This window comes from Pseudomonas sp. D1HM (genome assembly GCF_019266105.1).
In the GTDB taxonomy this organism is placed as follows: Bacteria; Pseudomonadota; Gammaproteobacteria; order Pseudomonadales; family Pseudomonadaceae; genus Aquipseudomonas; species Aquipseudomonas taetrolens.
Genome location: NZ_LRMN01000003.1, coordinates 104,511 through 130,422, shown reverse-complemented (window position 1 = coordinate 130,422; position 25,912 = coordinate 104,511). Strand labels below are relative to the sequence as shown.

Sequence of the window (25,912 nt, the reverse complement as noted above, 5' to 3'; positions counted from 1 at the left end):
GCGGATTGGCAACCTGAGGAGTAAGCACTAGAGTATGCGCGCGCAAAACAGGCTTGAGCCGTTCGCACACCGCTGTCGCGTTTATTACGAAGACACCGATGCGGGTGGCGTCGTGTATTACGTAAATTATCTAAAGTTTATGGAACGGGCTCGAACCGAAAGGCTCCGGGAACTGGGTTTTTCCCAGTCCGCGCTGGTGGGCGAGAACCTGTTATTTGTCGTGCATTCCAGCGAGGCGCGTTACCACGCACCGGCGCGACTGGACGACGAACTGTTGGTAAGTGCGCAAGTAATAGAACTCAACCGTGCCAGCCTGCGTTTCAAGCAGCAGGTCTGGCGGGCTGCGGATACAACACTGCTCTGCGAAGGGCAGTTTTTGGTGGCCTGTGTGCGCGCCGATAGTTTCAAACCCCGGGCCATTCCCGAAGCCTTGCGTACGGCCTTTGCCGACGTGAGCGGCGCGGGTAAACATTTAGAGCAGGAGATAAAGCGTGGAAGCTAACGTCGTCGACCATTCCTCCATGTGGAGCTTGGTCAGCAATGCCAGCATCGTTGTTCAGTTGGTAATGTTGATCCTGGTAGCTGCATCGGTTACCTCGTGGGTCATGATTTTTCAGCGCAGCACCATGCTGCGCGCCGGTCGACGTGCCCTTGAAAGCTTTGAAGAGCGCTTCTGGTCGGGCATCGATTTGTCGAAGCTGTACCGTCAGGCAGGCAGCAATCCTGATCCGGACTCAGGCGTTGAACAGATTTTTCGTGCGGGTTTCAAAGAGTTCTCCCGTCTGCGTCAGCAGCCGGGTGTAGACCCTGAAGCGGTGATGGAGGGCGTGGCGCGTGCCATGCGCGTGGCGATTTCCCGTGAAGAAGAGAAGCTGGAACAAAGCTTGCCGTTCCTCGCCACGGTGGGCTCTGTCAGCCCGTATATCGGCCTGTTTGGTACGGTGTGGGGGATCATGAACTCCTTCCGCGGGCTGGCAACTGCCCAGCAAGCAACCCTTGCCACGGTAGCCCCAGGTATTGCCGAAGCCCTGATCGCGACTGCGATCGGTCTTTTCGCTGCGATTCCGGCGGTGATTGCCTACAACCGTTTTGCTGCACGCAGCGAAACGCTGATCAGCCGTTACTACACCTTCGCCGACGAATTCCAGGCGATCCTGCACCGCAAAGTGCACACCAGCGAAGAATAAGCAGGTAATTTCCAATGGCTTTAATCGCCCGAGCTCGACGCAAGCGCAAGCCGGTTGCCGAGATGAACGTAGTGCCTTACATCGACGTGATGCTGGTACTGCTGGTCATCTTCATGGTGACCGCACCGATGCTCAATCAGGGTGTGAAGGTTGATTTGCCCAAGGTCTCCAGCGAGGCCTTGCCGCAAGACAACAACACTCAGGTTTTGACTATTTCGATCAAGGCTGACAAGACCTATTTCTGGAACCTTGGCAGTGAAGTCGACACCGAAAAGCAGATGGACAGGGCCATGACTCTGCCTCAGATGACTGACGCCGTGACTAAAATCATTCGCGCAGGCAACGAAGGCGGCAAGCAGACCCAGGTCTTTATTCGCGGTGACAAAACCGTGGATTACGGCGCTGTAATGGGTGCCATGGGCGGCCTGCAAAAAGCCGGGGTCGGTAACGTTGGCTTGATAACCGAGGCTCCCTGATGCGCGAACAGCGGGAGCCGTCCGCCTCTGAGAATTACTTTTGGCCTGCAGTCTGGGCGATAGGGCTGCACATCCTGATTTTTGGCATGCTGTTCGTCAGTTTTGCCATGACGCCGGAGCTGCCGCCTTCCAAGCCTATTGTTCAAGCGACGCTGTACCAGCTCAAGTCCAAAAGTCAGGCGACCACCCAAACCAATCAAAAGATTGCAGGGGAAGCGAAGAAATCCGCCGCGCGCCAGACTGAAGTCGAACAGATGGAGCAAAAAAAGGTTGAGCAGGAAGCTGTAAAGGCCGCTGAACAAAAGGCTGAACAAAAGAAAGAAGAGTCTGCAGAAAAGGCGGCAGAGGCGAAGAAAGCCGAAGAAGCCAAGGCCAGTGAAGCCAAGAAAGCTGACGAGGCCAAAAAAGCCGACGAAGCGAAAAAGGCGGATGCTGCCAAGAAGTCTGCTGACGCCAAAAAGGCTGAAGAGAAAAAACTGGCTGACATAGCCAAGAAGAAGTCTGAGGCAGAAGCCAAAAAAGCCGCTGAAGAAGAGGCGAAGAAGAAGGCTGCCGAAGACGCCAAGAAAAAGGTTGTCGAAGATGCGAAGAAAAAAGCAGCTGAAGACGCCAAGAAAGTTGAAGACGCCAAGAAAAAAGCCGTAGCAGACGCAGCGAAGAAAAAGACCGCTGATGATGCGAAGAAAAAAGCGGCTGCCGATGCTGCCAAGAAAAAGGCCGTGGAAGCAGCGCGCAAATCAACCGAAGACAAAAAGGCCCAGGCCCTGGCGGATTTGCTGTCTGATACGCCGCAACGCCAACAAGCCCTGGCGGATGAGCAGGGTGATGAAGTCGCCGGAAGCTTCGACGACTTGATTCGTGCCCGGGCAGCAGAAGGGTGGGCTCGTCCTCCTTCAGCGCGCAAGAATATGACAGTAGTGCTGCAAATCGGCATGTTGCCTGATGGCACGGTAACCTCAGTGACGGTTGCCAAGTCCAGTGGTGATGGCCCGTTCGATAGCTCGGCTGTGGCAGCGGTCAAGAATATTGGCCGTCTAACCGAAATGCAGGGCATGAAGCCCAGCGATTTCAATCCTTATCGATCATTCAAGATGACATTCACCCCTGAGGATCTAGCCTTGTGATTAACTTTTTTCGAGGACTGCTGGTCGTCGTCTGCTGCTTGGCAGGGATGGCTGTAGCAGATGAAAAGAACATTCTGGTCACCAGCGGTAGCGACCGGGCCACGCCAATTGCGGTTGTACCATTCGGTTGGCAGGGCGGTAACGTGCTGCCGGATGACATGGCTGAAATCATCGGCAATGACCTGCGCAACTCGGGTTACTACGCGCCGATTCCAAAGCAGAACATGATTGGCTTGCCGACCCAGGCCAGTGAAGTCATTTTCCGTGACTGGAAAGCCTTGGGTGCCCAATACGTCATGGTGGGTAACATCGTGCCGGCAGGCGGGCGTCTTCAGGTGCAATATGCCTTGTTCAACGTCGCAACCGAGCAGCCAGTATTGACTGGCAGCGTGTCGGGTACGACCGAGCAACTGCGCGACATGGCGCATTACATCTCCGACCAGTCGTTCGAAAAGCTGACCGGTATCAAAGGTGCTTTCTCGACGCGCCTGCTTTACGTGACGGCTGAACGTGCCAGCGCGACAAACACGCGCTACACGCTGCAGCGTTCCGACTATGACGGTGCTCGTGCCGTCACCCTGCTGCAGTCGCGTGAGCCGATCCTGTCGCCACGTTTTGCACCCGATGGCAAGCGCATTGCTTATGTGTCGTTCGAGCAGAAGCGTCCGCGTATCTTCATGCAGAACATCGACACGGGTCGTCGTGAGCAAATCACTAACTTTGAAGGCTTGAACGGCGCCCCTGCGTGGTCTCCGGATGGTTCGAAGCTGGCATTTGTCCTGTCCAAAGATGGCAATGCTGAAATTTACGTGATGAGCCTGGCGTCGCGCCAAGTGACTCGCGTGACGAATAGCCCGGCTATTGATACCGAACCGTTTTGGGGTAAAGATGGCTCGACTATCTATTTCACCTCCGACCGTGGCGGCAAACCACAGATTTACAAAACCACAGTTGGCAGCGGTAATGCAGAGCGCGTAACGTTTATCGGGAACTACAACGCCAGTCCGAAGCTTTCGGCTGACGAAAAGACCCTGGTAATGATCCATCGTCAGGATGGTTTCACCAATTTCCGGGTTGCAGCGCAGGATTTGCAGCGTGGAAGCGTGAAAATTCTCACAGATACCAACCTTGATGAGTCAGCTACTGTTGCACCCAACGGCACCATGGTAATCTACGCCACCCGCCAGCAGGGCCGGGGAGTCTTGATGCTCGTGTCTATCAATGGACGCGTAAGGCTCCCTCTTCCTACCGCTCAAGGCGAAGTCAGAGAACCTTCCTGGTCCCCTTACCTGAACTGACGTGGTGATAGTTGTACGTTGCATATAACACTTGGGGTTCATTAGGAGTTTTACGATGGAAATGCTGAAGTTTGGTAAATTCGCTGCGCTGGCACTGGCCATGGCTGTAGCTGTAGGTTGCTCGTCCAAAGGCGGCGACAATGCCGGTGAAGGCGCTGCTGTTGATCCAAACGCTGGTTACGGCGCAAACACTGGCGCTGTTGATGGTTCCCTGAGCGAAGAAGCTGCTCTGCGTGCCATCACAGTTTTCTACTTCGAATACGACAGTTCGGACCTGAAGCCAGAAGCAATGCGCGCTCTGGACGTTCACGCTAAAGACCTGAAAGCAAACGGCGCTCGCGTTGTTCTGGAAGGTAACACTGACGCCCGTGGTACTCGTGAGTACAACATGGCACTGGGCGAGCGTCGTGCGAAAGCCGTTCAACGCTACCTGGTACTGCAAGGTGTTTCTCCAGCACAGCTGGAGCTGGTGTCCTACGGTAAAGAGCGTCCAATCGCTACTGGCAACGACGAACAGTCGTGGGCTCAAAACCGTCGCGTCGAACTGCGTAAGTAATTCGTCATGCGAACGTGCCGCCGTGCTGTAACTATTCTGACTCTCAGCCTCATGCCTCTAGCGGCATGGGCTGCGGTTCCTGTGGTCGAGGATAACTCTGGCTATAACAATAGCGGGGGGAGTTCTCCGTCAACGGGTTACGGTGCGAGCGGCGCCTATGCCGGGGGAGGGGTTTCGACCCCTGTCTCGGCACAGGGCGAACTGTTCAACCAGTTGCAACAAATGCAGGAGCAGATTGCACGCCAACAGGGTGTGATCGAAGTTCTGCAAAATGATGTCTCGCGCATGAAACAAGAAAGCCTGGAGCGATACCAGGAACTTGATCGGCGCATTGGTGCTGGCATGGCTCCTGCCGCCGCGCCTGATAATTCTTCTGCTGGTGGCGCTAATGCCGCCGGTAATGCCGGTAATACTGCAGCACCTGCTTCTCAGGCGGCTGCCAGTAATGAACCTGCTGATCCTGCGAAAGAAAAGCTCTATTACGATGCGGCTTTCGACTTGATCAAAGCCAAGGATTTCGACAGGGCGAGCCAGGCATTCACCGCCTTTTTGCGCAAATACCCGAATAGCCAATACGCGGGCAATGCCCAGTACTGGTTGGGTGAAGTCAATCTGGCCAAAGGTGATCTGCAAGCCGCTGGTCAGGCATTTGCGAAGGTTAGCCAGTTGTATCCCAAGCACGGAAAAGTGCCGGATTCACTCTACAAGCTTGCTGATGTAGAGCGTCGTCTGGGTCATACCGACAAGGTCAAAGGCATTTTGCAACAGGTTGTGGCCCAGTATCCGGGTACTTCGGCTGCTCAGTTGGCTCAGCGTGATTTGCAACGCATGTAAGCGACAAACGGCTTATATCGAGAAACCCGCGCTTGTCGCGGGTTTTTTCGTTAGAATCCACGCCCTTTTATGAAATACGCTCCTCTGAACCCTGCTCGGCAGGTTTTTTGGAGTGCCTGACGGAGGCGGACAGCCTGTTTAGCTGTTACGCCCGTGGCGGATATGCAAGACACATTGAGAATTACCGAAGTTTTTTACTCGTTACAGGGTGAAACGCGAACGGCTGGCCTGCCCACCGTTTTTGTTCGCCTGACTGGCTGCCCTTTACGTTGTGGTTATTGCGACAGCGCTTACGCCTTCAGCGGTGGCACCCTACGTACGCTCGACAGTATTCTGGAGCAGGTCGCCGATTTTCGTCCGCGCTACGTCTGTGTGACGGGCGGTGAGCCATTGGCCCAGCCCAATGCCATTCCTCTGCTCAAACAGCTGTGTGATGCGGGCTACGAGGTCTCGATCGAGACCAGTGGTGCGCTGGATATTTCGGCGGTCGATCCGCGCGTAAGCCGCGTGCTCGACCTCAAAACGCCGGGTTCCAAAGAATCCCATCGCAACCTCTATGAAAATATCGCTTTGCTAACCCCCAATGACCAGGTCAAGTTTGTGATCTGCTCACGGGAAGACTACGACTGGGCGGTTTCCAAGCTGATTGAGTACGGACTGGATCGGCGGGCCGGTGAAGTGCTGTTTTCGCCGAGCCACCATGACTTGCCAGCCCGTGATCTGGCTGACTGGATCGTGGCGGATAATCTGCCAGTGCGCCTGCAAATGCAGCTGCATAAATACCTGTGGAACGACGAGCCGGGGCGCTGATATGACTGAACAGACTGTTGTTACCGAAAAACGGGCCGTGATCCTGCTCTCTGGCGGGCTAGACTCCGCCACGGTTGTGGCCATGGCGCGTGCTGAAGGTTATAGCTGCTACACCATGAGCTTTGACTATGGTCAGCGCAGCCGTGCCGAACTCGATGCCGCAGCACGGGTTGCACGCGATCTGGGGGCGGTTGAGCATAAGGTTATTGGCCTGAATCTGAACGGTATCGGCGGCTCGGCGCTGACCGACGACTCCATCGATGTACCGGAGTCTGCGAGTGAAGGTATCCCGGTGACCTACGTGCCTGCGCGTAACACGGTGTTCCTGTCTCTGGCGCTGGGGTGGGCAGAGGTCCTGCAAGCACGAGATATCTTCATCGGCGTCAATGCTGTGGATTATTCGGGCTACCCGGATTGCCGTCCTGAGTTTGTCGAGGCGTTTGAGGTCATGGCAAATTTGGCGACCAAAGCCGGGGTAGAAGGGCAGGGGTTCCGGATCCAGGCGCCATTGCAAAACATGAGCAAGGCTCAGATCGTGCAAGCGGGCGTGAAGCTGGGGGTGGACTACTCACTGACGGTTTCTTGCTATCAGGCGGACGCTCAGGGGCAAGCCTGCGGCAAGTGCGATAGCTGCCGCCTGCGTGCCGAAGGCTTTGCAGCCGCCGGAATTACTGACCCAACCCGCTATTTTTGAATTATTTCGCATTTATTTTTAACAGGGTGTTGAATTCTCGTTAAAAATCAGTATTATACGTCCCACAACGAAGCGGGTCGTTAGCTCAGTTGGTAGAGCAGTTGGCTTTTAACCAATTGGTCGTAGGTTCGAATCCCACACGACCCACCATATAGCTACACCAAAACAGCCGGTCAGCCCTTAGGGTTAACCGGCTTTTTTGCGTCTGTGATTTGGTCGGGTGCGAATCTAAGCGGTCGTACACAACGCCGGGGCCGTTGGCGAAACTGGCGACTGCCGTATGGCGTCAGCACGGCGCGGACTCGGCCATCTCAAGCGAGCAGCAGACCTCGATATGGCGACAGCCTTGATCGAACGCAAGCGGACAGGACACTTATGCATCTCACCTTGTGTCTATGCTCTAGGTCTGCCGTGTTCCCGGGCAGCAAGGGTTGCGTCCATTAAGGAGGTTCATGATGAGCAAGAAAATACTGGTGGTACTGACCAGCGTCGAAAAATACCCCGACCTGCCGCGGGCCACCGGCTTGTGGCTGGGCGAGGCTGTGCATTTTGTGGCCAAGGTCCAGGCTGCCGGTTATGCCGTCGATTATGTGAGTCCGCAGGGAGGGTACACGCCGATTGATCCCCACAGTCTTGCCGCAGAAATGGCCACCGAGATTGACTGGCAGTGGTATCACGACAAGGCCTTCATGAATCGGCTGGGGGCGACGCTCAAGCCCGCTGAGGTTAATCCGGATGACTACATCGCCATTTATTATGCCGGCGGTCATGGGGTGATCTGGGACTTCCCTGATAATACGGAGTTGCAAGCCTTGAGCCGGAGCATCTATGAGCGTGGCGGTGTAGTCGCTTCGGTGTGTCATGGTGCCGTTGGGCTGTTGAATATCAGGCTGTCGGATGGCGAGCTGCTGATTAAAGGGAAGAACCTCACCGGTTTCTCCAATGAAGAAGAACACCTGGTCGGTCTGGCAGACTGCGTGCCGTATCTGACGGAGACCGAACTGGTGAAGTGCGGTGCCCGTTATGAGAAAGCCGATCAGCCCTGGGCGCCCTATGTCGTTGCGGACGGGCGCCTCATCACGGGTCAAAACCCGGCGTCAGGCGGGGCGGTGGCTGAAGCGCTGTTAAGCACGCTTCGATAATCGCTCTCGGCGTGAAAGCCGGTACCTGATGCAAGACAGGTATCGGCTTTTCGTCACGCCAGTGGTCTGAATCCCCTCATCACAGGCTCCCCGCAACATTAAACTTTTGAATTCCAAGGTTATTCTGTAGCCTTGTCGCCCTTGATAGCTGGTCCGTGCCTGATAACACACATTCTCCCAGCGGGACTCGAACAGTCCAGAGCTGGTGGTACACTCGACTTTCGCGCAGCAGCGCTTGCAGGTCTTGCGAACATGACGCAAATTTCTGAACGACTTCTGGTTCAAGCCCACCTCGATGCCAAGCAACCCAAACCGTTGACTGAGGCACAATCCCTTATCCTGCGCGAGCAGATTGCAGCTGAGCTCAAGGCCCGCGACGCGGTGCTGGTGGCACACTTTTATTGTGATCCGGTGATTCAGGCCCTGGCTGAAGAAACCGGTGGCTGTGTATCCGACTCCCTTGAGATGGCCCGCTTTGGCGCGGCCCACCCGGCCAAGACCATTCTGGTCGCGGGTGTGCGCTTTATGGGGGAAACGGCAAAAATCCTCACCCCTGAAAAGCGCGTGCTGATGCCGACGCTAGAGGCGACCTGTTCGCTGGACCTGGGGTGCCCGGTTGAAGAGTTCTCGGCGTTTTGCGACAAGCATCCCGAGCGTACCGTGGTGGTGTATGCCAACACGTCGGCAGCGGTGAAGGCCCGGGCTGACTGGGTGGTGACCTCAAGTTGCGCCCTGGAAATCGTCGAAAGCCTGATGGACAACGGCGAAACCATCATCTGGGGCCCGGACAAACACTTGGGGCGCTACATTCAGCGTCAGACCGGTGCCGACATGCTGCTCTGGGACGGCGCTTGCATCGTCCACGAAGAGTTCAAGTCCAAGCAGCTTGAAGACATGAAGGCGCTGTACCCGGATGCGGCCATTCTGGTTCACCCGGAATCGCCGGAGTCGGTGATCGACCTGGCCGATGCCGTCGGCTCCACCAGTCAGCTGATTGCCGCTGCGCAAAACCTGCCCAACAAGACTTTTATCGTGGCCACTGACCGCGGCATTTTTTACAAAATGCAGCAGCTGTGCCCGGACAAGGTCTTTATCGAGGCGCCAACAGCCGGTAATGGCGCCGCCTGCCGCAGTTGCGCCCATTGCCCGTGGATGGCCATGAACACGCTTGAGCGCACGCTGGAGTGTCTGAAAACCGGCAGTAACGAGATTTTCGTTGATCCGGCATTGGTGCCTCACGCCGTTCGCCCCCTCAAGCGCATGCTGGACTTTACCCAGGCCGCACGCTTGAAACTGGCGGGCAATGCCTGACGGCCCACCCCGGCGGCGGCGCGATCAGCGGCGCCAGCCGGGGAGCCGGGATCAGTTCATCATCTCTTTGATGGACCGCTCCTGATCCATCAGTTCGCGCTGACGGGCATCCAGGCGGGATGAGAGCTGGAAGTTGCTGGTGAGTTTTTTCGCAAAGTCCAGATGCTTGATGGCCTGAGAATAATCACCCACCAGAGCGAAGTATTCGGCCCGGGCCTGATGCAGGCCGATGATATTGCCTGACAGACCACGTGTTTCGGCAACCATGTACCAGACATCCGGGTCATCGGGGCGGCTTTTGAGCAGGGCATCGAGCGCCTTCTCGGCGTCCTTCGGGCGGTCCTGCTTGAGCAGCAGGTCGACCCGGGCCTGATTGAGCGGGTAGTTGCCCGGGTACAGGGTGCGCATTCTGTCGATCCGCTGCTGAGCTTCAGCCAGACGGTTGTTGGCCATGTCCAGTTCAATCTGCGCCAGGTTATAGGTGATGTCGTTAGGCGCCTTGTCCAGCAATGTCTTGAGATTTTCGCGGGCCTCCTTGAATTGACTGCCTTTGATTTGGGCAATCGCCAGGCCATAGCGCGCTACATCGTTTTTCGGGTTCTCATCGAGCTGCACGCGGAAGCGCTTGGCGGCCAGCCCCGGGGTATCCTCGTAGTTGAGTTGCACCCTGGCACGGATCAATTGATAGCGCAGGCTGTCTTCGGTGCCGCCGGAGCGTGCCTGTTCGGCGCGGTTACGGGTGTCGGCGATCCGCGACTCTGTAACCGGGTGAGTCAGCAGAAACTCCGGCGGCCGGCCGTCGAAGCGGTACTGGCGCATCAGGCGCTCGAACATGGTGGGCATGGAGCGTGGGTCGTAGCCGGCTTTTTCCAGATTGAGAATGCCGATCCGGTCAGCCTCTTGCTCATTTTGGCGTGAGAAACGCCGTTGTTCTTGCATGGCTGCTGCCTGTGTCCCGGCAATGGCGGCGATCCCGGCGTCACCTGCGCCCGAGGCCGCCACGATAATGCCTGCGAGCAGGGCCGCCATCATTGGCAACTGCATGCGTTGCTGGGCTTCTACGCCCCGTGCAAAGTGCCGTTGTGACAAGTGAGCCAGTTCGTGAGCCATGACCGAGGCGTATTCACCTTCGGTCTGGGCATTGAGAAACAAACCGCCATTGACCCCGATGATCCCCCCTGGCGCCGCAAACGCGTTAAGTTGCGGGCTGTTGATCAGGATGAACTCCAGGCGGCGATCCTGAACCTGGCTGGTTTCAACCAGCTTGTAAACGCTGGCTTCGACGTAGTCCTTGAGCTGCGGGTCATTGAGTTGCGATACCTGGCCACGCAGCATGCTTAGCCAGGCTCGGCCCAATTGGTACTCTTGTTGGGGCGAGACAATGGACGAGCTGGCGTCACCCAGAGACGGCAAGTTGTCGGCGAAGCTCGGTGATGCGAGCAGGCAGGCGAGCGTCAACAGGGTAGGGCGCAGAAAAGTCATGCACAAAGCTCTTGTCGGTAAAGCGCTCACTGTAGCTGGACACTCGCCCGACGACCAGTAGCGGGTCGGCTTGGGGTATTCTAGCGAGCATAAAAAATGCCAATCCTGGCACGTCTGAGGAGTCAACAATGATCGATGCATTGGCGCACGATGCGCTAGTGGATGCCAGCGGCCTGAGCTGCCCGCTGCCACTGCTCAAGGCCAAAATGGAGCTGAATCGGCTGAGCGCTGGTCAGGTGCTTAAAGTGATTGCCACCGATGCGGGGTCACAGCGTGATTTTCGATCCTTTGCGCGTCTGGCAGGTCATGAACTGCTGCGCGAAGAGTCTGATGCCGGTACCTACCGCTACTGGCTTCGCAAGGCCTGAATCCTCGCCGCACTGTCTTTTAAGGAATGTCGATGTTCAAAGTGTTGCGGGATTGGGTACAGCGCTACTTCTCGGATGAAGAGGCTGTGGTCCTGGCGGTATTACTGGTACTGGCCTTTACGGCGGTGCTGACCTTGGGCGGCATGCTCGCACCGGTGTTGGCGGGCATGGTACTGGCGTACCTGATGCAGGGGCTGGTGGTGGCGCTGGAGCGGCTACGGGTGCCAGCCGCTGCAGCCGTAGGCCTGGTGTTTGCACTCTTCATGGGGCTGTTGCTGGTGTTTATGGTGGTGGTCTTGCCGTTGCTCTGGCACCAGTTGATTACGTTGTTCAATGAGCTACCGGGCATGCTTGCCAAGTGGCAATCGCTGCTGTTGCTGTTACCGGAGCGTTACCCGCATCTGGTATCGGATGAGCAGGTGTTGCAAGCCATTGAGGCGGCGCGCGGAGAAATCGGAAAATTCGGTCAATGGGCGCTGACCTTTTCGCTGTCCAGCTTGCCGTTGTTGATCAATATCATGATCTATCTGGTGCTGGTGCCGATTCTGGTGTTCTTCTTCCTGAAGGACCGGGCGATGATCAGCCGCTGGGTCCGCGGGTACTTGCCCCGTGAGCGCGCCCTGATTACCCGTGTTGCGCAGGAAATGAACCGGCAGATTGCCAATTACATCCGCGGCAAGGTTATCGAGATTTTCATCTGCGGCGGCGTGACCTACATCGCTTTCGTGACCATGGGTCTCAATTACTCGGCGTTGCTCGCTTTGTTGGTCGGCGTGTCGGTGGTGGTGCCGTATGTTGGGGCGGTGGTGGTGACTGTGCCGGTGCTGCTGATTGCACTGTTCCAGTGGGGCTGGAGTGATCAGTTCATTTACCTGATGGCGGTCTACGGGATCATTCAGACGCTGGATGGCAACGTGCTGGTGCCGCTGCTGTTCTCGGAAGCCGTCAACCTGCACCCGGTGGCAATCATTTGTGCGGTGCTGTTGTTTGGCGGGTTGTGGGGGTTCTGGGGCGTGTTCTTTGCGATCCCCCTGGCAACCTTGTTCAAGGCCGTGCTCGATGCCTGGCCGCGAAGCGAGCAAACGGTCGCGCCCTTGCTGTAAATCACCTTCAGGCAGGCATGAAAAAGCCCCGCCGCTCGAGAGGATCGAACGGCGGGGCTTTTTCGTTACCGCTTCAGCTTACGCTTGAATAACCGGGATATTGGCATTTGCAGCCGCTTCACGGAATTCGGCGATCTGATCAAAGCTCAGGTAGCGGTACACGTCCGCTGCCATGGTGTTGATCTCGGCCGCGTACGCCATGTATTCCTCAACGGAAGGCAGGCGACCCAGGATCGAGGCAACCGACGCCAGCTCGGCCGAAGCCAGGTAGACGTTAGCGCCGTCACCCAGACGGTTCGGGAAGTTACGGGTCGAAGTCGACACCACGGTAGAGTTAGGCTCAACGCGTGCCTGGTTACCCATGCACAGCGAGCAGCCTGGCATTTCCATGCGTGCGCCAGCTTTGCCGTAGATGCCGTAGTAGCCTTCTTCGGTCAGTTGGTGAGCGTCCATCTTGGTCGGTGGCGACAGCCACAGACGCGTTGGCAGCTGACCTTTGACCTTGTCCAGCAACTTGCCCGCAGCGCGGAAGTGGCCGATGTTGGTCATGCACGAACCGATGAACACTTCGTCGATCTTCTCACCGGCAACAGTGGACAGCAGGCGAGCGTCATCCGGGTCGTTTGGCGCGCAGAGCACAGGCTCTTTGATGTCGGCCAGATCGATTTCGATGATTTCAGCGTATTCGGCGTCAGCATCGGCTTCCATCAGTTCCGGGTTGGCTATCCAGGCTTCCATCGCTTGAGCACGACGCTCAAGGGTGCGAGCGTCGCCGTAACCTTCACCGATCATCCAGCGCAGCAGGGTGATGTTGGAGTTCAGGTATTCGGTGATCGATTCTTTGGACAGCTTGATGGTGCAGCCTGCCGCCGAACGCTCTGCCGAGGCATCGGACAGTTCGAATGCCTGCTCGATGCTCAGGTTGTCCAGACCTTCGATTTCCAGGATGCGACCCGAGAATTCGTTGATCTTGCCTTTCTTCTCTACGGTCAGCAGGCCTTTCTGGATAGCGACGTAAGGAATGGCGTGAACCAGGTCACGCAGGGTGATACCAGGCTGCATTTCGCCTTTGAAACGAACCAGAATCGATTCCGGCATGTCCAGTGGCATGACGCCAGTGGCTGCGGCGAACGCTACCAGGCCGGAACCGGCCGGGAACGAAATGCCCATCGGGAAGCGAGTGTGGGAGTCGCCGCCAGTGCCGACGGTATCCGGCAGCAGCATACGGTTCAACCAGCTGTGGATGATGCCGTCGCCCGGACGCAGGGAAACGCCGCCGCGGGTCTTGATGAAGTCTGGCAGGGTGTGGTGCGTGGTCACGTCGATCGGCTTTGGATAGGCCGCGGTGTGGCAGAAAGACTGCATCACCAGATCAGCGGAGAAGCCCAGGCACGCCAGGTCTTTCAGTTCGTCACGGGTCATTGGACCGGTGGTGTCCTGAGAACCGACGGTGGTCATTTTAGGTTCGCAGTAAGTGCCTGGACGAACGCCAGTCACGCCGCATGCCTTGCCGACCATTTTTTGCGCCAGGGTGAAGCCCTTGGTGCTTTCGATAGGTGCTTCCGGCTTCTTGAACAGGTCGGATGGACCCAGGCCCAGTTCTGCGCGAGCCTTCTCGGTCAGGCCACGGCCAATGATCAGAGGGATACGGCCGCCAGCGCGGACTTCGTCCAACAGCACCGGGGTCTTCATTTCGAAGGTGGTGATGACTTCGTCAGTACCGTGTTTGCAGACTTTGCCTGCATGCGGGTACAGGTCGATCACGTCGCCCATGTGCATGTTGGAAACGTCGAACTCGATCGGCAGTGCGCCCGCATCTTCCATGGTGTTGTAGAAGATCGGAGCGATTTTGTTGCCGAAGCAGAAACCGCCGGCACGCTTGTTCGGTACATAAGGAACGTCGTCGCCGAAGAACCACAGTACGGAGTTGGTGGCCGATTTACGCGAAGAGCCGGTACCGACAACGTCACCGACGTAGGCGATAGGGAAGCCCTGGCCGCGCATTTCTTCGATCTGCTTCATCGGGCCGATAGCGCCTTGAACGTCCGGCACGATACCGTCACGTGCCATTTTCAGCATGGCCAGGGCGTGCAGCGGGATGTCAGGACGGGACCAGGCGTCCGGTGCAGGCGACAGGTCGTCGGTGTTGGTTTCGCCGGTTACCTTGAATACGCGCAGGCTGATTTTGTCAGCCAGGGTAGGACGGTTCTTGAACCACTCGCCGTCAGCCCAGGACTGCACCACTGCTTTAGCGTGGGCATTGCCGTTTTTGGCTTTTTCAGCGACGTCGTGGAAGGCGTCAAACATCAGCAGGGTGTGCTTGAGTTGCTCTGCGGCAACCGGTGCCAGCTCTGCGTCGTCCAGCAGGTCAACCAGAGTCACGATGTTGTAGCCGCCTTGCATGGTGCCAAGCAGTTCAACAGCGCGCTTTTTGCTGATCAGAGGGGAAGTGGCTTCACCTTTGGCAACGGCGGCCAAAAAGCCTGCTTTCACGTAAGCAGCTTCGTCCACACCAGGTGGAATGCGATTGGTGATCAGGTCAACAAGGAAATCTTCTTCGCCAGCCGGTGGGTTTTTCAGCAGCTCAACCAGGGAAGCGGTTTGTTCGGCGTTAAGCGGCTGGGGAACGATACCCAGGGCTGCGCGCTCTTCGATATGTTTGCGGTAGGCTTCAAGCACAGTTATTACCCTCATCATTGGTCCCAAATGGGTGTCCGGGACGCTCATCCAGGAATGCCGGGCACTCATGCGCTGCGGGGCTTTTTGGGCCGCTTAGCCAGAGTTGCAAGGATTCCCAACAGAAGCTGTTTTCAAAGTTTTACGCCTTCCGAACGGGGAGGATGATGAATGTTGGTGCGGGTATTTGCAGAGCAAACACCCCTCACCAACACCGTTCTTCGGGATCAACTGTGCTCGTGACGCTTTGAAAACAGCTTCTAACGGACATTGGCGCCTTAAAAGGCAGGCCGATTCTACGGCAAAAATGCGTGGAAGGTAAGTTAGCCCCTGAAGGTTGAGGGGTGATCTGCGTTAGACAAAGGGCTAACATGGGCGCCTGTTTCGCTCTCCAGTGCTCTATTTCGCCATGTCCAATCAAACCATCAAGACTCCCTGCATAGGCCTTTGCTCAACGGTTTATGGTGACCTCGTGTGCCGCGGCTGCAAGCGTTTCCATCACGAAGTGATCCATTGGAACGGTTACAACGAGGAGCAGAAGCGTGCCGTCTGGTGTCGGCTGGAGCAGCTTCTGGTGCAGGTGATGTCGGGCAAGGTAGAGGTTTTCGACCCGGCGGCGCTGCGTGCCCAACTGGTGGGGCGCAAGATTCGCTTTGTGCCGACGCAGTCTGAATATTGCTGGGCCTACCAACTGATTGCGCGGGGTGCGCGGGTGATCAATCAGCTGGAGTTGTATGGCATGGTGCTGCTCCCGGAGTTTCGCAACTGGGGCCTGCCGGAATTGCGCGATGCCATTGATCGGGAGTTTTTCCTGCTTTCGGAAGCCCACTATGAGCGGTACATCGCTCCAGGCTTCCTGAAAGAGGCCTTCAACGAATAGACCGCTGGCCAGTCAGCGTTTGGCCGCCAGTTCTTCAAGGTGCTCGATCATGTCATCGGGCTTGAGCACCAGAATGTCGCTGTCCAGTTTGTCGATGACGACTTCAGCCGTGTTGCCGATCAGCGCCCCGGAAAGTCCGGTGCGGGCCACGGTGCCCATCACGGTGACGACCGCGCCGAGTGACTTGGCGACCCGTGGAATGACCATGTCCGCCGGGCCTTCCTCAATATGCAGGCGATCGTCTTCAACCTCGCAGCGTTGCTGGAACACCTGGCATTCAGCGCGGTAGCTGGCTTGCAACTGGGTGTCCATGGGGTAGACCTCGTCGACCATGGCCAGTGTCGGCGCCGGGTGTGCGCTGATGACGTGCAATTGTGCATGGGCCAGGCTGGCGATGCGAAACCCGTGGTCAACAATGCTTGAATGCAGCGCCATATGCTCGGGATCGTTGTTGCCCACGTCGACGGCCGCCAGCACCACACCGTGCTCCCAGTCGCGGTCGGTCTTTACCAGCAGTACCGGGCAGGGGCAGTAGCGCAGCAGTTTCCAGTCTTCGGGTGTCAGCAGGACTTTTTTCAGGGGGTTATCAGGGACGTGCTGTTTGATCACGAGCCCGCAGCCTTTGGCTTGTTGCACCTGGAGGATGGTGGCATGCCGGCTTTCATGCCAGGCCTGTTCGCTGGTCACGTTAAAGGCTTCGTCTGCCAGTTTGGCTTCAAGCACGCTGAGCAGGTCGGCGTGTTCGTGTTTTTTATCGCAAATCAGCAGGTGCAAATGGGCTTTGGTGGTCCTTGCGATGTATTTGGCGCGTTCGAGTGCGAGGCTTTCCATGAGCTCGGGTTCAATGACGACCAGCAGGCTGCGAATGGTTTGCATGACCGAAGACTCCACAAGTAATAAAGGCGACTGTATTGACTATAGTTGCTCGGCAGGAGTGCCTGCGTTGATGCATATCAAGTTGTGCGGTTGGTGCTACGCGTTACGGCCCGTATAATCAGCCGTTTTGCCTTGGGGCTTGATCAATGCAGGGCCCGTTAGGGGCAATCCATTGAAAACGCCTTCAATCCAGTCTTTGTGAGCCTCATGTCAGCGATTCTTCAAAACACCGCCTGTCTGCTGTGCAATTCCCCTTGGTCGGGAGTGTGCGCGTGATTCTTCCTGAAATTCACGAGTTTCTGGGCTGCCGAACCCCTGATGGCTGGATTACGGCAGCCCTGGCGGATCAGGAAACGCTGCTGATCGATCACAAGAACTGCGAGTTCAAGGCCGCCAGCACTGCCTTGAGCCTGATCGCGAAGTACCACTCCCATGTTGACCTGATCACTATGATGTCGCGTCTGGCGCGTGAAGAGCTGGTTCATCACGAGCAGGTCATGCGCCTGATGAAAAAGCGCAAGATCGAACTGCGCCAGCTTTCGGCCGGCCGCTACGCTTCCGGGCTGCGCAAGGTTGTGCGCAATCACGAGCCGGTCAAGCTCGTCGATACACTGGTGGTGGGTGCATTTATCGAGGCCCGTAGTTGCGAGCGTTTCGAAGCATTGGTGCCTCATCTGGACGATGAGCTCGGCAAGTTCTACTTCGGATTGCTCAAGAGCGAGGCGCGGCACTTTCAGGGATACCTGAAGCTGGCTTATCAATATGGCGATGCCAAGGACATTGCTCAGGTGATCGAGCGTGTCAGAGCGGCCGAACAGGAATTGATCGAAACCCCTGATGTTGAGTTCCGCTTCCACAGTGGTGTGCCCGCCCCGGTATAAGCCCGCTTTATTTGTGATACAGACGCTGCGGTGCACTGGGTAAATCGCAGCGGTTGTGCCGTGCGCACGGGCATTTGCAGGAATATGACACGCTCAACTAGATAGCGTCCTATCTACCGCCTTGACATTAGCTGCCTAGGCAGTAACATCTGGAAACATTATTGCCTGTGTGGCGTTCTGGTGCCCAGATGAAGCATTTCCATCCCGATACGTTTCAAAACTGCACCCTGGGTTTGCTCCTGGGGCGTACTGCGTTGCTCAAAGACCGCATTATTGATAGCCACATGGAGCCGTACGGCATCACGGCGGCTCAGTTCAAAGTGCTGATCATCATGGCGCAATTCGCTGTTGATACGCCGGCGGACCTGTGTCGCCACCTGTCATTGGACAGTGGTTCGATGACCCGCATGCTCGATCGCCTTGAGCAGAAAAACCTGTTGCTTCGCCAGCGCTCCGAGGCCGACAGGCGCCAGGTGCAACTGGTGCTCACCGCTGATGGCCAGGCACTGGCTGACTTGCTGCCGCAGATTGGTGCCGATGCGATGAACGAGTTGGCGGCCGCGATCACCCCTCAAGAGCTGCAAAGCCTTGAACAGATTCTCAAAAAAATACTGCTGGCGGCGGGTGACCCGATCACCGTTCAGCGCTTGGGTGAAAAATGAGCATTAGAACATTGCGAGCTGACCTGAGCCTGATGGGCATCGCCATGGCCCTGGCCGGTTGCGCCAGCTACAGCGGGTTGAATCCCGAAGGCGTCAATCTGCAGGCCAATACCCTCAAGGCTGCACACTCCCTGGAGGGCGTTACCGTGACCCCGGCGGCCTGGCCTGAAAAGGACTGGTGGAAGCGGCTGGGGGATGAACAGCTCGACGGCTTGATTAAAGAAGCGCTGCGCGACAGCCCTGATATGCAAGTGGCCAGTGCCCGTGCGCATCAGGCAACGGCAGCGGCCAGTGCGGCCAATGCACAGCGCATGCCGACCCTGGATGCCGGCGCGGATGTCACACGCTCCCGTTTGTCCCGTGTACAAGATCCCACGGGGCAGGGTGGGCGTTACGGCACTGAGCGAGATCTGAATCTGACATTCAATTACACCTTCGACCTGTGGGGCGGCCAGCGCGATGCATGGCAAGCCGCAGTGGGTGAAGCGCGTGCCGCAGAGGTCGACAATCAGGCGGCACGCCTGACCCTCGCGGCTGATGTGGCGCGCGCCTACAGTGCGCTCGGGCATGCCTATAGCGTTCGCGATCTGGCCGGGGAAGACCTCGAACGCACCCGCAAAATGCTGAGCCTGAGCCAGCGTCGTCTGGTTTCGGGGATCGACAGTCACTATCAGTATCAACAAACCGAGAGCCTTGAGGCCAGTGCGCAAGCACAACTGATAGACGCTGAAAAACAGCTCGGCAGCGCACGGATTGCCTTGGCCGTATTGTTGGGCAAAGGGCCTGATCGAGGTGCTGATATCGCGCGTCCCGACCCCCTTTCCCCGGGGGCTGTCGCGCTGCCGGGCACGTTGCCGGCCGAGTTGCTTGGTCGACGTCCGGATCTGGTGGCCGCGCGCTGGCGGGTTGAAGCCGCCAGCAAAAACATTGCCGCCGCTAAAACCCGCTTTTACCCCAATCTCAACTTGAGCGCAGCTGCTGGCACCCAGTCGTTGCTGGGGGATGCGCTGTTTGGCTCCGCCAGTCGTTTCTTCAACATCGCTCCGGCTGTCTCGTTGCCGATCTTTGACGGCGGGCGACTGCGTGCCGGGCTGGATGCAGAAGACGCCAATTACGATGTGGCCGTTGCGCAGTACAACAAGATGCTGGTCGGTGCGCTGGGTGATGTCAGCGACACCCTTGGACAGCTAAGCGCGGTGGGCCGGCAAATCAACGCCCAACAGCGCGCCACCGCGATCGCCCAGGACTCGTATGACACGGTCCTGCAGCGGTACGGCTCGGGCGTCGGCAACTATCTGGACGTGCTCAGCATTGAGCAGCAACTGCTTCAGGCCCAGCGCTTGCTGGCGGATCTGAATGCAAACCGGATCGACCTCTCGATTCAATTGATGCAGGCCCTCGGCGGCGGCTTTGAACCTGCCCACACGGCATTGGCTGCTCCCACTCAAGCCTCGCTGGCAAAATAATTTCAGGTACTGATCCATGGCTACTGTGCAAACACCAAACGAAACGCAACACCAAGAGGACGCTGCCAATCAGCGTAACCGCAAGCGCTGGCTGGGCGGGCTGGCCGTAGTGGTCATTCTGCTCGGGCTGGGTGTCTGGGCCTGGCACGAACTGTATGGTCGCTGGAATGAGAGCACCGACGATGCCTATGTAAACGGCAACGTGGTTGAAATCACGCCGTTGGCAACGGGGACTGTGGTGAGTATCGGGGCCGATGATGGCGATCTGGTACATGAGGGCCAGACGCTGGTCAGCTTCGACCCGAGTGATGCCCTGGTGGGCTTGCAAAGTGCCGAGGCCAACCTGGCCCGTACGGTGCGTCAGGTTCGTGGCCTGTTCAGCAATGTTGATGGCATGAAGGCACAGGTGGCTGCGCAAAAGTCCGAAGTGCAAAAAGCTCAGGACAACTACAGCCGGCGTAAAAGTCTGGCGGCAGGCGGGGCAATCTCTCAGGAAGAGCTTTCTCATGCCCGGGATGACCTGTCTTCTGCGCGTAGCGCCTTGCGCAATGCCGAGCAGCAACTGGATACCTCGCGGGCGCTGGTGGATAACACCGCGGTGGTCAATCACCCGGATGTGATGGCGGCTGCGGCACAGTTGCGCCAAGCCTACCTGGCGCATGCCCGTACCACGCTGATCGCACCGGTCACGGGCTACGTAGCCAAGCGTACGGTTCAGTTGGGCCAACGGGTTCAGCCAGGCACAGCGTTGATGGCGGTCATTCCGCTGAATCAGCTGTGGATCGATGCCAACTTCAAGGAAACCCAATTGCACAACATGCGCATTGGCCAGCCGGTGGACATTGAGGCGGACATCTACGGCAGTAGCGTGAAGTACAGCGGTTCTGTCGACAGCATCGGGGCCGGTACGGGTAGCGCGTTTGCGTTGTTGCCAGCACAAAACGCTACGGGTAACTGGATCAAGATCGTCCAGCGTGTGCCTGTGCGCATTCATATCAACCCTGAGCAACTGACCGAGCACCCGCTGCGAGTCGGGCTGTCAACGATGGTCGAGGTGAACCTGCGCGACCAGAGCGGTCCGGTGCTTGCGCAGTTGCCGCCGCAGAAAGCGGCATTCACCACCAATGTTTACCAGCAGCAACTGGCCGATGCCGAAGCGCTCATTACGCGCTTGATTGACAGCAATAGCTCGGTCTCCGGTAACACTGCCGCTCAACGTTGATTCGCCAATCCATAAGCCCCTGCCCACTGGCGGGGCTGTACACCCGGTTTTAAAGGATTTGCGATGAGTACGAACGCATCATTTACCCCCCCCAGCTTGCTGATGGCCACCATCGGGCTTTCGCTGGCGACCTTCATGCAGGTGCTCGACACCACTATTGCCAACGTCGCTCTGCCTACTATCTCCGGCAACCTGGGGGTGAGTTCAGAGCAGGGCACGTGGGTCATCACCTCATTCGCTGTAAGTAACGCGATTGCATTGCCGCTGACCGGCTGGCTGAGCCGTCGTTTTGGCGAGGTAAAGTTGTTCTTGTGGGCGACCATTCTGTTCGTGCTGGCCTCCTTTTTGTGCGGTATCTCGACCTCAATGCCTGAGCTGGTGGGGTTCCGGGTGCTGCAGGGGCTGGTCGCGGGGCCTCTGTATCCCATGACCCAAACCTTGTTGATTGCGGTGTATCCCCCTGCGAAACGGGGGATGGCATTGGCATTGCTGGCCATGGTCACGGTGGTTGCGCCCATTGCCGGGCCGATTTTGGGGGGCTGGATTACGGACAGCTACAGTTGGCCGTGGATCTTCTTTATCAATATCCCGATTGGCGCTTTCGCAGTGATGGTGGTTCGCCAGCAGCTCAAGGCCCGGCCGGTTGTGATTACCCGTCAACCGATGGATTACGTGGGCTTGATTACCCTGATCATCGGTGTGGGAGCCCTGCAGATCGTGCTCGACAAGGGCAATGATCTGGACTGGTTCGAATCCAGTTTCATTCTCTTGGGTACAGCATTGTCCGTGGTGGCGCTGGCCGCTTTTGTCATTTGGGAAATGACCGACAAGCATCCGATTGTCAATTTGCGCCTGTTTTCACACCGCAACTTCCGCATCGGTACCATCGTCCTGGTGCTGGGCTATGCCGGCTTTTTCGGGATCAATCTGATCTTGCCGCAGTGGCTGCAAACCCAGATGGGGTATACCGCGACCTGGGCAGGGTTGGCGGTGGCACCTATCGGGATTTTGCCTGTGGTGTTGTCACCGTTCGTGGGTAAGTACGCGCACAAATTTGACTTGCGCCTGCTCGCCGGACTGGCATTCCTGGCCATTGGCCTGAGTTGCTTTATGCGCGCCGACTTCACCCATGAGGTGGATTTCCAGCGTATTGCCATGGTGCAACTGTTTATGGGGATTGGCGTCGCGTTGTTCTTTATGCCGACCTTGAGCATTTTGATGTCGGATTTACCGCCTCATCAAATTGCCGATGGAGCAGGGCTGGCGACGTTCCTGAGGACGTTGGGCGGTAGTTTTGCGGCGTCACTGACAACCTGGATCTGGATTCGTCGGGCTGATCAGCATCATGCCTACATGAGCGAAAGCATCAGTGCCTACGATCCGGTGACGCGAAGCACGCTGGAAAGCTTGGGGGGCGCGAGTCAGCGGGCATATGCGCAGATGGAGCAGATCCTCAACAGCCAGGCCTATATGTTCTCCACCGTGGACTATTTCACGCTGATGGGCTGGTTGTTCATGGGCTTGATTTTGCTGGTGTGGCTGGCCAAACCGCCATTTACCGCCAAGCCGGGTCCGGCGGCGAGCGGGCATTGATCGGCGGGCTTGTGCGCTTGCCCCACCCTCTGTCGAGGGTCAGGGGCTGTTGATTCTAGGCTGGCGCAAACTCAAACGGCGCCAGTTGCATGCCTTGCTCGTCCACTTGCAAGGCCCAGCCTTGGCGGTCCCAGTCGCCGAGCACAATGCGCTTGGCGGCGTGATCGCCGATTTGCAGCTTGTGAATGGCCGGGCGATGGGTGTGACCATGAATCAAGGTGTGGACGCCATGGTGCGCCATGATCCGCGGGATTTCCTCGGGGGTCACATCGACAATGTCGTTGGCTTTCATGCGGGTCTGGGCGCGGCTTTCGCTGCGCAGCTTGCGCGCCAGTTTATGGCGGGTGCTCAGTGGCAGGTGGCGTAATACCCACAAGGTCACTGGGTTGCGCAGGTAGCGTCGCAGACGCATGTAGGCTTCATCGCGGGTGCACAGGCTGTCGCCGTGCATCAGCAGAACCGGTTCGCCGTAAAAATCTACAACGCTCGGGTCTTTAAGTAAGGTGCAGCCAGCCGCCTTGCAGAAGGCCTGGCCCAGCAGGAAGTCGCGGTTGCCGTGCATCAGGAAGACCTGGGTGCCGGTATCGCTCAGTGTTCGCAGCGCTTGGCAAATGGAGCGCTGATAGGGCGTCATTGCATCGTCGCCAATCCAGGCTTCAAAAAAGTCGCCGAGAATGTACAGCGCCTGTGCCGAACGAGCGCGTCCGGCCAGGAAATCCAGAAACGCCCGGGTTATATCCGGGCGCTCCTCTTCCAGATGCAAATCTGAAATCAGTAATATCACTCAATGATCTCGGCTTTCTCGATGATCACGTCTTCAGCTGGCACGTCCTGGTGGCCGGCTTTGGAAGTGGTCTGAACGCCTTTGATCTTGTCGACCACGTCCTTGCCTTCAATCACTTCGCCAAACACTGCATAACCCCAGCCCTGAACGGTTTTGCCGCTGTGGTTGAGGAAATCGTTGTCAGCCACGTTGATGAAGAACTGGGCGGAGGCCGAATGCGGTTCCATGGTGCGAGCCATGGCAACGGTGTACTTCTTGTTCGGCAGGCCGTTGTCAGCTTCGTTCTGGATGCTTGGGCGCTTGTCTTTCTTTTCTTTCATGCCAGGCTCAAAACCGCCGCCCTGGACCATGAAGTTGCCGATTACACGGTGAAAAACAGTGTTTTCGTAGTGGCCGGCGTTTACGTATTCGATGAAGTTGGCAGCGGTAATCGGCGCCTTTTCAGCGTTCAGCTGGATCACGATGTCGCCGTGGTTGGTGCTCAGTTTTACTTTTGACATGGTCTTTATCGCTCTATCAAAGAATTCGTCGGGCTCGGGAGTGGCAGGAATCGCCTCAACCCCTGAGCTGGCTGGGTAGATACAGCCGCGTGGCGGAGTTTAGCGTGCTCGCCGGACATTTCGATGGGGTTTTGCGATATGGGCATTAAATGCAGCGGTTTTAGCCATTCGGATTGAGACTCTGCTCTGTCAGGGACTTGACAGCATCGGCTATGATAGGCGCTTTGATTTAGTCGGCCGACCCAGGCCGCGCACCTGTTATGTCCAAGGATCCTATGAGCAAGCCCACTGTCGACCCCACTCTGAATCCAAAGGCTGGCCCAGCTGTCCCGGCCAATTTCCTGCGTCCTATCGTTCAGGCGGACCTTGACTCGGGTAAATGCAAGCAGATCGTGACCCGTTTTCCGCCAGAGCCCAACGGCTACCTGCACATCGGTCATGCCAAATCCATTTGCGTGAACTTTGGGCTGGCTCAGGAATTTGGCGGCGTGACGCATTTGCGTTTTGACGACACCAACCCGGCCAAGGAAGACCAGGAATACATCGACGCAATTGAAAGCGACGTGAAATGGCTGGGCTTTGAGTGGTCTGGTGAAGTGCGCTATGCCTCGCAGTATTTCGACCAGTTACACGAATGGGCAAATTACCTGATCAAAGAGGGTAAGGCCTACGTCTGCGACCTGACCCCTGAGCAGGCCAAGGAATACCGCGGCAGCCTGACCGAGCCGGGCAAGAACAGCCCGTTCCGCGATCGCAGCGTCGAAGAGAACCTGGACCTGTTCGCCCGTATGACCGCCGGTGAGTTCGAAGACGGCAAATGCGTGCTGCGGGCCAAGATCGACATGGCTTCGCCGAACATGAACCTGCGTGATCCGATCATGTACCGCATCCGCCATGCCCATCACCACCAGACCGGTGACAAATGGTGCATTTATCCGAACTATGACTTCACTCATGGTCAGTCGGATGCAATCGAGGGTATTACCCATTCGATCTGCACCCTGGAGTTCGAAAGCCATCGCCCCCTGTACGAATGGTTTCTTGACAGCCTGCCTGTTCCGGCGCAACCGCGTCAGTACGAATTCAGCCGCCTGAACCTGAACTACACCATCACCAGCAAGCGCAAGCTCAAGCAGCTGGTCGATGAAAAGCACGTCAATGGCTGGGATGACCCGCGCATGTCGACTCTGTCGGGTTTCCGTCGTCGCGGTTACACGCCTAAATCGATCCGCAACTTCTGCGACATGGTCGGTACCAACCGTTCCGATGGCGTGGTCGACTTCGGCATGCTCGAATTCAGCATTCGTGACGACCTGGACCACAGCGCCCCGCGTGCCATGTGCGTGCTGCGTCCGTTGAAAGTCGTGATCACCAACTACGACGAAGGCAAGGTCGAGAACCTTGAGCTGCCTTGCCATCCGAAAGCAGACATGGGTGTGCGGGTTTTGCCATTCGCCCGTGAAATCTACATCGATCGTGACGACTTCATGGAAGAGCCGCCAAAAGGCTACAAGCGTCTTGAGCCAGGTGGCGAAGTGCGCCTGCGCGGCAGCTATGTGATTCGTGCCGACGAAGCGATCAAGGATGCTGACGGCAATATCGTTGAGCTGCGTTGCTCGTACGACCCTGAGACCCTGGGCAAGAATCCGGAAGGTCGCAAGGTCAAAGGTGTTGTGCACTGGGTGCCGGCGGCCGCCAGTGTCGAGTGCGAAGTGCGTTTGTACGATCGTCTGTTCCGTTCGCCGAACCCTGAAAAGGCTGAGGATGGCGCGGGCTTCCTGGAAAACATCAACCCTGATTCGCTGCAGGTACTGACTGGTTGTCGTGCTGAGCCTTCGTTGGGCAATGCACAGCCGGAAGACCGTTTCCAGTTCGAGCGCGAAGGTTACTTCTGCGCGGATATCAAGGACTCGAAACCCGGTCACCCGGTATTCAACCGTACTGTGACCCTGCGCGATTCGTGGGGCCAGTGATCAAGTTTTGAAGG

Annotated in this window: 25 protein-coding genes and 1 tRNA gene; 21 read left to right on the top strand and 5 right to left on the bottom strand. The window is 57.3% G+C overall.

Annotation, left to right across the window (positions count from 1 at the left end; translation table 11 throughout):
- Positions 1-34 precede the first annotated feature (34 nt).
- From ybgC to nadA, 12 genes are all read left to right on the top strand, one after another.
- Positions 35-502, top strand: coding sequence for a tol-pal system-associated acyl-CoA thioesterase (gene ybgC, locus AWM69_RS03700; protein ID WP_131652815.1), 468 nt, complete (start codon positions 35-37; stop codon positions 500-502).
- On the top strand, positions 492-1,187 hold the full coding sequence (gene tolQ, locus AWM69_RS03695; protein ID WP_131652816.1) for a protein TolQ: 696 nt from the start codon (positions 492-494) through the stop codon (positions 1,185-1,187). The genes ybgC and tolQ overlap by 11 nt, the downstream gene beginning before the upstream one ends.
- Before the next feature lie 23 nt (positions 1,188-1,210).
- A complete protein-coding gene (tolR, locus tag AWM69_RS03690; RefSeq protein ID WP_162199347.1) occupies positions 1,211-1,663 on the top strand; it encodes a protein TolR in 453 nt (150 codons plus the stop codon).
- Complete coding sequence (tolA, locus tag AWM69_RS03685) at positions 1,663-2,787, top strand: cell envelope integrity protein TolA (RefSeq protein ID WP_131652817.1); 1,125 nt, start codon at positions 1,663-1,665, stop codon at positions 2,785-2,787. Before tolR ends, tolA begins: the two co-directional genes overlap by 1 nt.
- 47 nt (positions 2,788-2,834) lie before the next feature.
- Positions 2,835-4,085, top strand: a complete 1,251-nt coding sequence (gene tolB / locus AWM69_RS03680) for a Tol-Pal system beta propeller repeat protein TolB (protein WP_218725797.1) — start codon at positions 2,835-2,837, stop codon at positions 4,083-4,085.
- A 55-nt stretch (positions 4,086-4,140) separates the two neighbouring features.
- Positions 4,141-4,641, top strand: a complete 501-nt coding sequence (gene pal, locus AWM69_RS03675; RefSeq protein WP_003441254.1) for a peptidoglycan-associated lipoprotein Pal — start codon at positions 4,141-4,143, stop codon at positions 4,639-4,641.
- 6 nt (positions 4,642-4,647) lie between these two features.
- A complete protein-coding gene (ybgF, locus tag AWM69_RS03670) occupies positions 4,648-5,475 on the top strand; it encodes a tol-pal system protein YbgF (RefSeq protein WP_218725796.1) in 828 nt (275 codons plus the stop codon).
- Between the two features lie 162 nt (positions 5,476-5,637).
- Positions 5,638-6,285 (top strand): 7-carboxy-7-deazaguanine synthase QueE, encoded by a 648-nt coding sequence (gene queE, locus AWM69_RS03665; RefSeq protein WP_131652820.1) that lies wholly within the window; start codon positions 5,638-5,640, stop codon positions 6,283-6,285.
- A 1-nt stretch (position 6,286) separates the two neighbouring features.
- On the top strand, positions 6,287-6,979 hold the full coding sequence (gene queC / locus AWM69_RS03660; RefSeq protein ID WP_218725795.1) for a 7-cyano-7-deazaguanine synthase QueC: 693 nt from the start codon (positions 6,287-6,289) through the stop codon (positions 6,977-6,979).
- Between the two features lie 74 nt (positions 6,980-7,053).
- Positions 7,054-7,129 (top strand) — tRNA-Lys (locus tag AWM69_RS03655).
- A 305-nt stretch (positions 7,130-7,434) separates the two neighbouring features.
- Entirely contained in the window at positions 7,435-8,121 is a 687-nt protein-coding gene (locus AWM69_RS03650; protein ID WP_131652822.1) for a type 1 glutamine amidotransferase domain-containing protein, read from the top strand.
- 252 nt (positions 8,122-8,373) lie between these two features.
- On the top strand, positions 8,374-9,432 hold the full coding sequence (gene nadA, locus AWM69_RS03645) for a quinolinate synthase NadA (RefSeq protein WP_131652823.1): 1,059 nt from the start codon (positions 8,374-8,376) through the stop codon (positions 9,430-9,432).
- Positions 9,433-9,483: 51 nt separating this feature from the next.
- Here nadA and AWM69_RS03640 read toward each other — a convergent pair whose 3' ends face one another.
- Positions 9,484-10,914: a M48 family metalloprotease gene (locus tag AWM69_RS03640; RefSeq protein ID WP_131652824.1), complete on the bottom strand. Its 1,431-nt coding sequence runs from the start codon at positions 10,912-10,914 to the stop codon at positions 9,484-9,486.
- Between the two features lie 128 nt (positions 10,915-11,042).
- Here AWM69_RS03640 and AWM69_RS03635 point away from each other — a divergent pair, with 128 nt between their 5' ends.
- Together AWM69_RS03635 and AWM69_RS03630 are read left to right on the top strand one after the other, a co-directional pair.
- Entirely contained in the window at positions 11,043-11,282 is a 240-nt protein-coding gene (locus AWM69_RS03635; RefSeq protein WP_048379344.1) for a sulfurtransferase TusA family protein, read from the top strand.
- A gap of 32 nt (positions 11,283-11,314) precedes the next feature.
- Positions 11,315-12,385: an AI-2E family transporter gene (locus AWM69_RS03630; protein ID WP_131652825.1), complete on the top strand. Its 1,071-nt coding sequence runs from the start codon at positions 11,315-11,317 to the stop codon at positions 12,383-12,385.
- Positions 12,386-12,463: 78 nt separating this feature from the next.
- On the opposite strand, the gene acnB is transcribed toward AWM69_RS03630, so the two are convergent.
- Positions 12,464-15,064, bottom strand: a complete 2,601-nt coding sequence (gene acnB, locus AWM69_RS03625) for a bifunctional aconitate hydratase 2/2-methylisocitrate dehydratase (protein WP_218725794.1) — start codon at positions 15,062-15,064, stop codon at positions 12,464-12,466.
- 406 nt (positions 15,065-15,470) lie between these two features.
- Here acnB and AWM69_RS03620 point away from each other — a divergent pair, with 406 nt between their 5' ends.
- Positions 15,471-15,941 carry a DUF1289 domain-containing protein gene (locus AWM69_RS03620; protein ID WP_048379349.1) on the top strand — a complete coding sequence of 157 codons (471 nt, stop codon included), beginning with the start codon at positions 15,471-15,473 and terminating at the stop codon, positions 15,939-15,941.
- A gap of 12 nt (positions 15,942-15,953) precedes the next feature.
- On the opposite strand, the gene AWM69_RS03615 is transcribed toward AWM69_RS03620, so the two are convergent.
- A complete protein-coding gene (locus tag AWM69_RS03615) occupies positions 15,954-16,817 on the bottom strand; it encodes a universal stress protein (protein ID WP_218725793.1) in 864 nt (287 codons plus the stop codon).
- Between the two features lie 272 nt (positions 16,818-17,089).
- Between AWM69_RS03615 and AWM69_RS03610 the strand changes: the two genes are divergently transcribed.
- From AWM69_RS03610 to AWM69_RS03590, 5 genes are all read left to right on the top strand, one after another.
- Entirely contained in the window at positions 17,090-17,698 is a 609-nt protein-coding gene (locus AWM69_RS03610; protein ID WP_218725792.1) for a tRNA isopentenyl-2-thiomethyl-A-37 hydroxylase MiaE, read from the top strand.
- A 188-nt stretch (positions 17,699-17,886) separates the two neighbouring features.
- Entirely contained in the window at positions 17,887-18,360 is a 474-nt protein-coding gene (locus AWM69_RS03605; protein WP_131652829.1) for a MarR family winged helix-turn-helix transcriptional regulator, read from the top strand.
- Positions 18,357-19,826 (top strand): efflux transporter outer membrane subunit, encoded by a 1,470-nt coding sequence (locus tag AWM69_RS03600; RefSeq protein WP_218725791.1) that lies wholly within the window; start codon positions 18,357-18,359, stop codon positions 19,824-19,826. The genes AWM69_RS03605 and AWM69_RS03600 overlap by 4 nt, the downstream gene beginning before the upstream one ends.
- A gap of 16 nt (positions 19,827-19,842) precedes the next feature.
- Positions 19,843-21,048: an efflux RND transporter periplasmic adaptor subunit gene (locus AWM69_RS03595; RefSeq protein WP_131652831.1), complete on the top strand. Its 1,206-nt coding sequence runs from the start codon at positions 19,843-19,845 to the stop codon at positions 21,046-21,048.
- Positions 21,049-21,111: 63 nt separating this feature from the next.
- Entirely contained in the window at positions 21,112-22,641 is a 1,530-nt protein-coding gene (locus AWM69_RS03590; protein ID WP_131652832.1) for a DHA2 family efflux MFS transporter permease subunit, read from the top strand.
- 55 nt (positions 22,642-22,696) lie between these two features.
- Here AWM69_RS03590 and lpxH read toward each other — a convergent pair whose 3' ends face one another.
- On the bottom strand, positions 22,697-23,425 hold the full coding sequence (lpxH, locus tag AWM69_RS03585) for a UDP-2,3-diacylglucosamine diphosphatase (protein ID WP_131652833.1): 729 nt from the start codon (positions 23,423-23,425) through the stop codon (positions 22,697-22,699).
- The gene (locus AWM69_RS03580; protein ID WP_048379365.1) at positions 23,422-23,925 is read right to left on the bottom strand and encodes a peptidylprolyl isomerase; all 504 of its coding nucleotides are present in this window, start codon (positions 23,923-23,925) and stop codon (positions 23,422-23,424) included. The genes lpxH and AWM69_RS03580 overlap by 4 nt, the downstream gene beginning before the upstream one ends.
- A gap of 275 nt (positions 23,926-24,200) precedes the next feature.
- Between AWM69_RS03580 and AWM69_RS03575 the strand changes: the two genes are divergently transcribed.
- Positions 24,201-25,898, top strand: a complete 1,698-nt coding sequence (locus tag AWM69_RS03575) for a glutamine--tRNA ligase/YqeY domain fusion protein (RefSeq protein ID WP_131652834.1) — start codon at positions 24,201-24,203, stop codon at positions 25,896-25,898.
- Positions 25,899-25,912: the final 14 nt, after the last annotated feature.

Excerpts from the sequence above, each read along its gene's own strand:
- ybgC (WP_131652815.1), top strand. The coding sequence starts at position 35 with ATGCGCGCGCAAAACAGGCTTGAGCCGTTCGCACACCGCTGTCGCGTT.
- tolA (WP_131652817.1), top strand. The coding sequence starts at position 1,663 with ATGCGCGAACAGCGGGAGCCGTCCGCCTCTGAGAATTACTTTTGGCCT.
- tolB (WP_218725797.1), top strand. The coding sequence starts at position 2,835 with ATGGCTGTAGCAGATGAAAAGAACATTCTGGTCACCAGCGGTAGCGAC.
- pal (WP_003441254.1), top strand. The coding sequence starts at position 4,141 with ATGGAAATGCTGAAGTTTGGTAAATTCGCTGCGCTGGCACTGGCCATG.
- ybgF (WP_218725796.1), top strand. The coding sequence starts at position 4,648 with ATGCGAACGTGCCGCCGTGCTGTAACTATTCTGACTCTCAGCCTCATG.
- queE (WP_131652820.1), top strand. The coding sequence starts at position 5,638 with ATGCAAGACACATTGAGAATTACCGAAGTTTTTTACTCGTTACAGGGT.
- queC (WP_218725795.1), top strand. The coding sequence starts at position 6,287 with ATGACTGAACAGACTGTTGTTACCGAAAAACGGGCCGTGATCCTGCTC.
- AWM69_RS03650 (WP_131652822.1), top strand. The coding sequence starts at position 7,435 with ATGAGCAAGAAAATACTGGTGGTACTGACCAGCGTCGAAAAATACCCC.
- nadA (WP_131652823.1), top strand. The coding sequence starts at position 8,374 with ATGACGCAAATTTCTGAACGACTTCTGGTTCAAGCCCACCTCGATGCC.
- AWM69_RS03640 (WP_131652824.1), bottom strand. The coding sequence starts at position 10,914 with ATGACTTTTCTGCGCCCTACCCTGTTGACGCTCGCCTGCCTGCTCGCA.
- AWM69_RS03635 (WP_048379344.1), top strand. The coding sequence starts at position 11,043 with ATGATCGATGCATTGGCGCACGATGCGCTAGTGGATGCCAGCGGCCTG.
- AWM69_RS03630 (WP_131652825.1), top strand. The coding sequence starts at position 11,315 with ATGTTCAAAGTGTTGCGGGATTGGGTACAGCGCTACTTCTCGGATGAA.
- AWM69_RS03620 (WP_048379349.1), top strand. The coding sequence starts at position 15,471 with ATGTCCAATCAAACCATCAAGACTCCCTGCATAGGCCTTTGCTCAACG.
- AWM69_RS03615 (WP_218725793.1), bottom strand. The coding sequence starts at position 16,817 with ATGCAAACCATTCGCAGCCTGCTGGTCGTCATTGAACCCGAGCTCATG.
- AWM69_RS03605 (WP_131652829.1), top strand. The coding sequence starts at position 17,887 with ATGAAGCATTTCCATCCCGATACGTTTCAAAACTGCACCCTGGGTTTG.
- AWM69_RS03600 (WP_218725791.1), top strand. The coding sequence starts at position 18,357 with ATGAGCATTAGAACATTGCGAGCTGACCTGAGCCTGATGGGCATCGCC.
- AWM69_RS03595 (WP_131652831.1), top strand. The coding sequence starts at position 19,843 with ATGGCTACTGTGCAAACACCAAACGAAACGCAACACCAAGAGGACGCT.
- AWM69_RS03590 (WP_131652832.1), top strand. The coding sequence starts at position 21,112 with ATGAGTACGAACGCATCATTTACCCCCCCCAGCTTGCTGATGGCCACC.
- AWM69_RS03580 (WP_048379365.1), bottom strand. The coding sequence starts at position 23,925 with ATGTCAAAAGTAAAACTGAGCACCAACCACGGCGACATCGTGATCCAG.
- AWM69_RS03575 (WP_131652834.1), top strand. The coding sequence starts at position 24,201 with ATGAGCAAGCCCACTGTCGACCCCACTCTGAATCCAAAGGCTGGCCCA.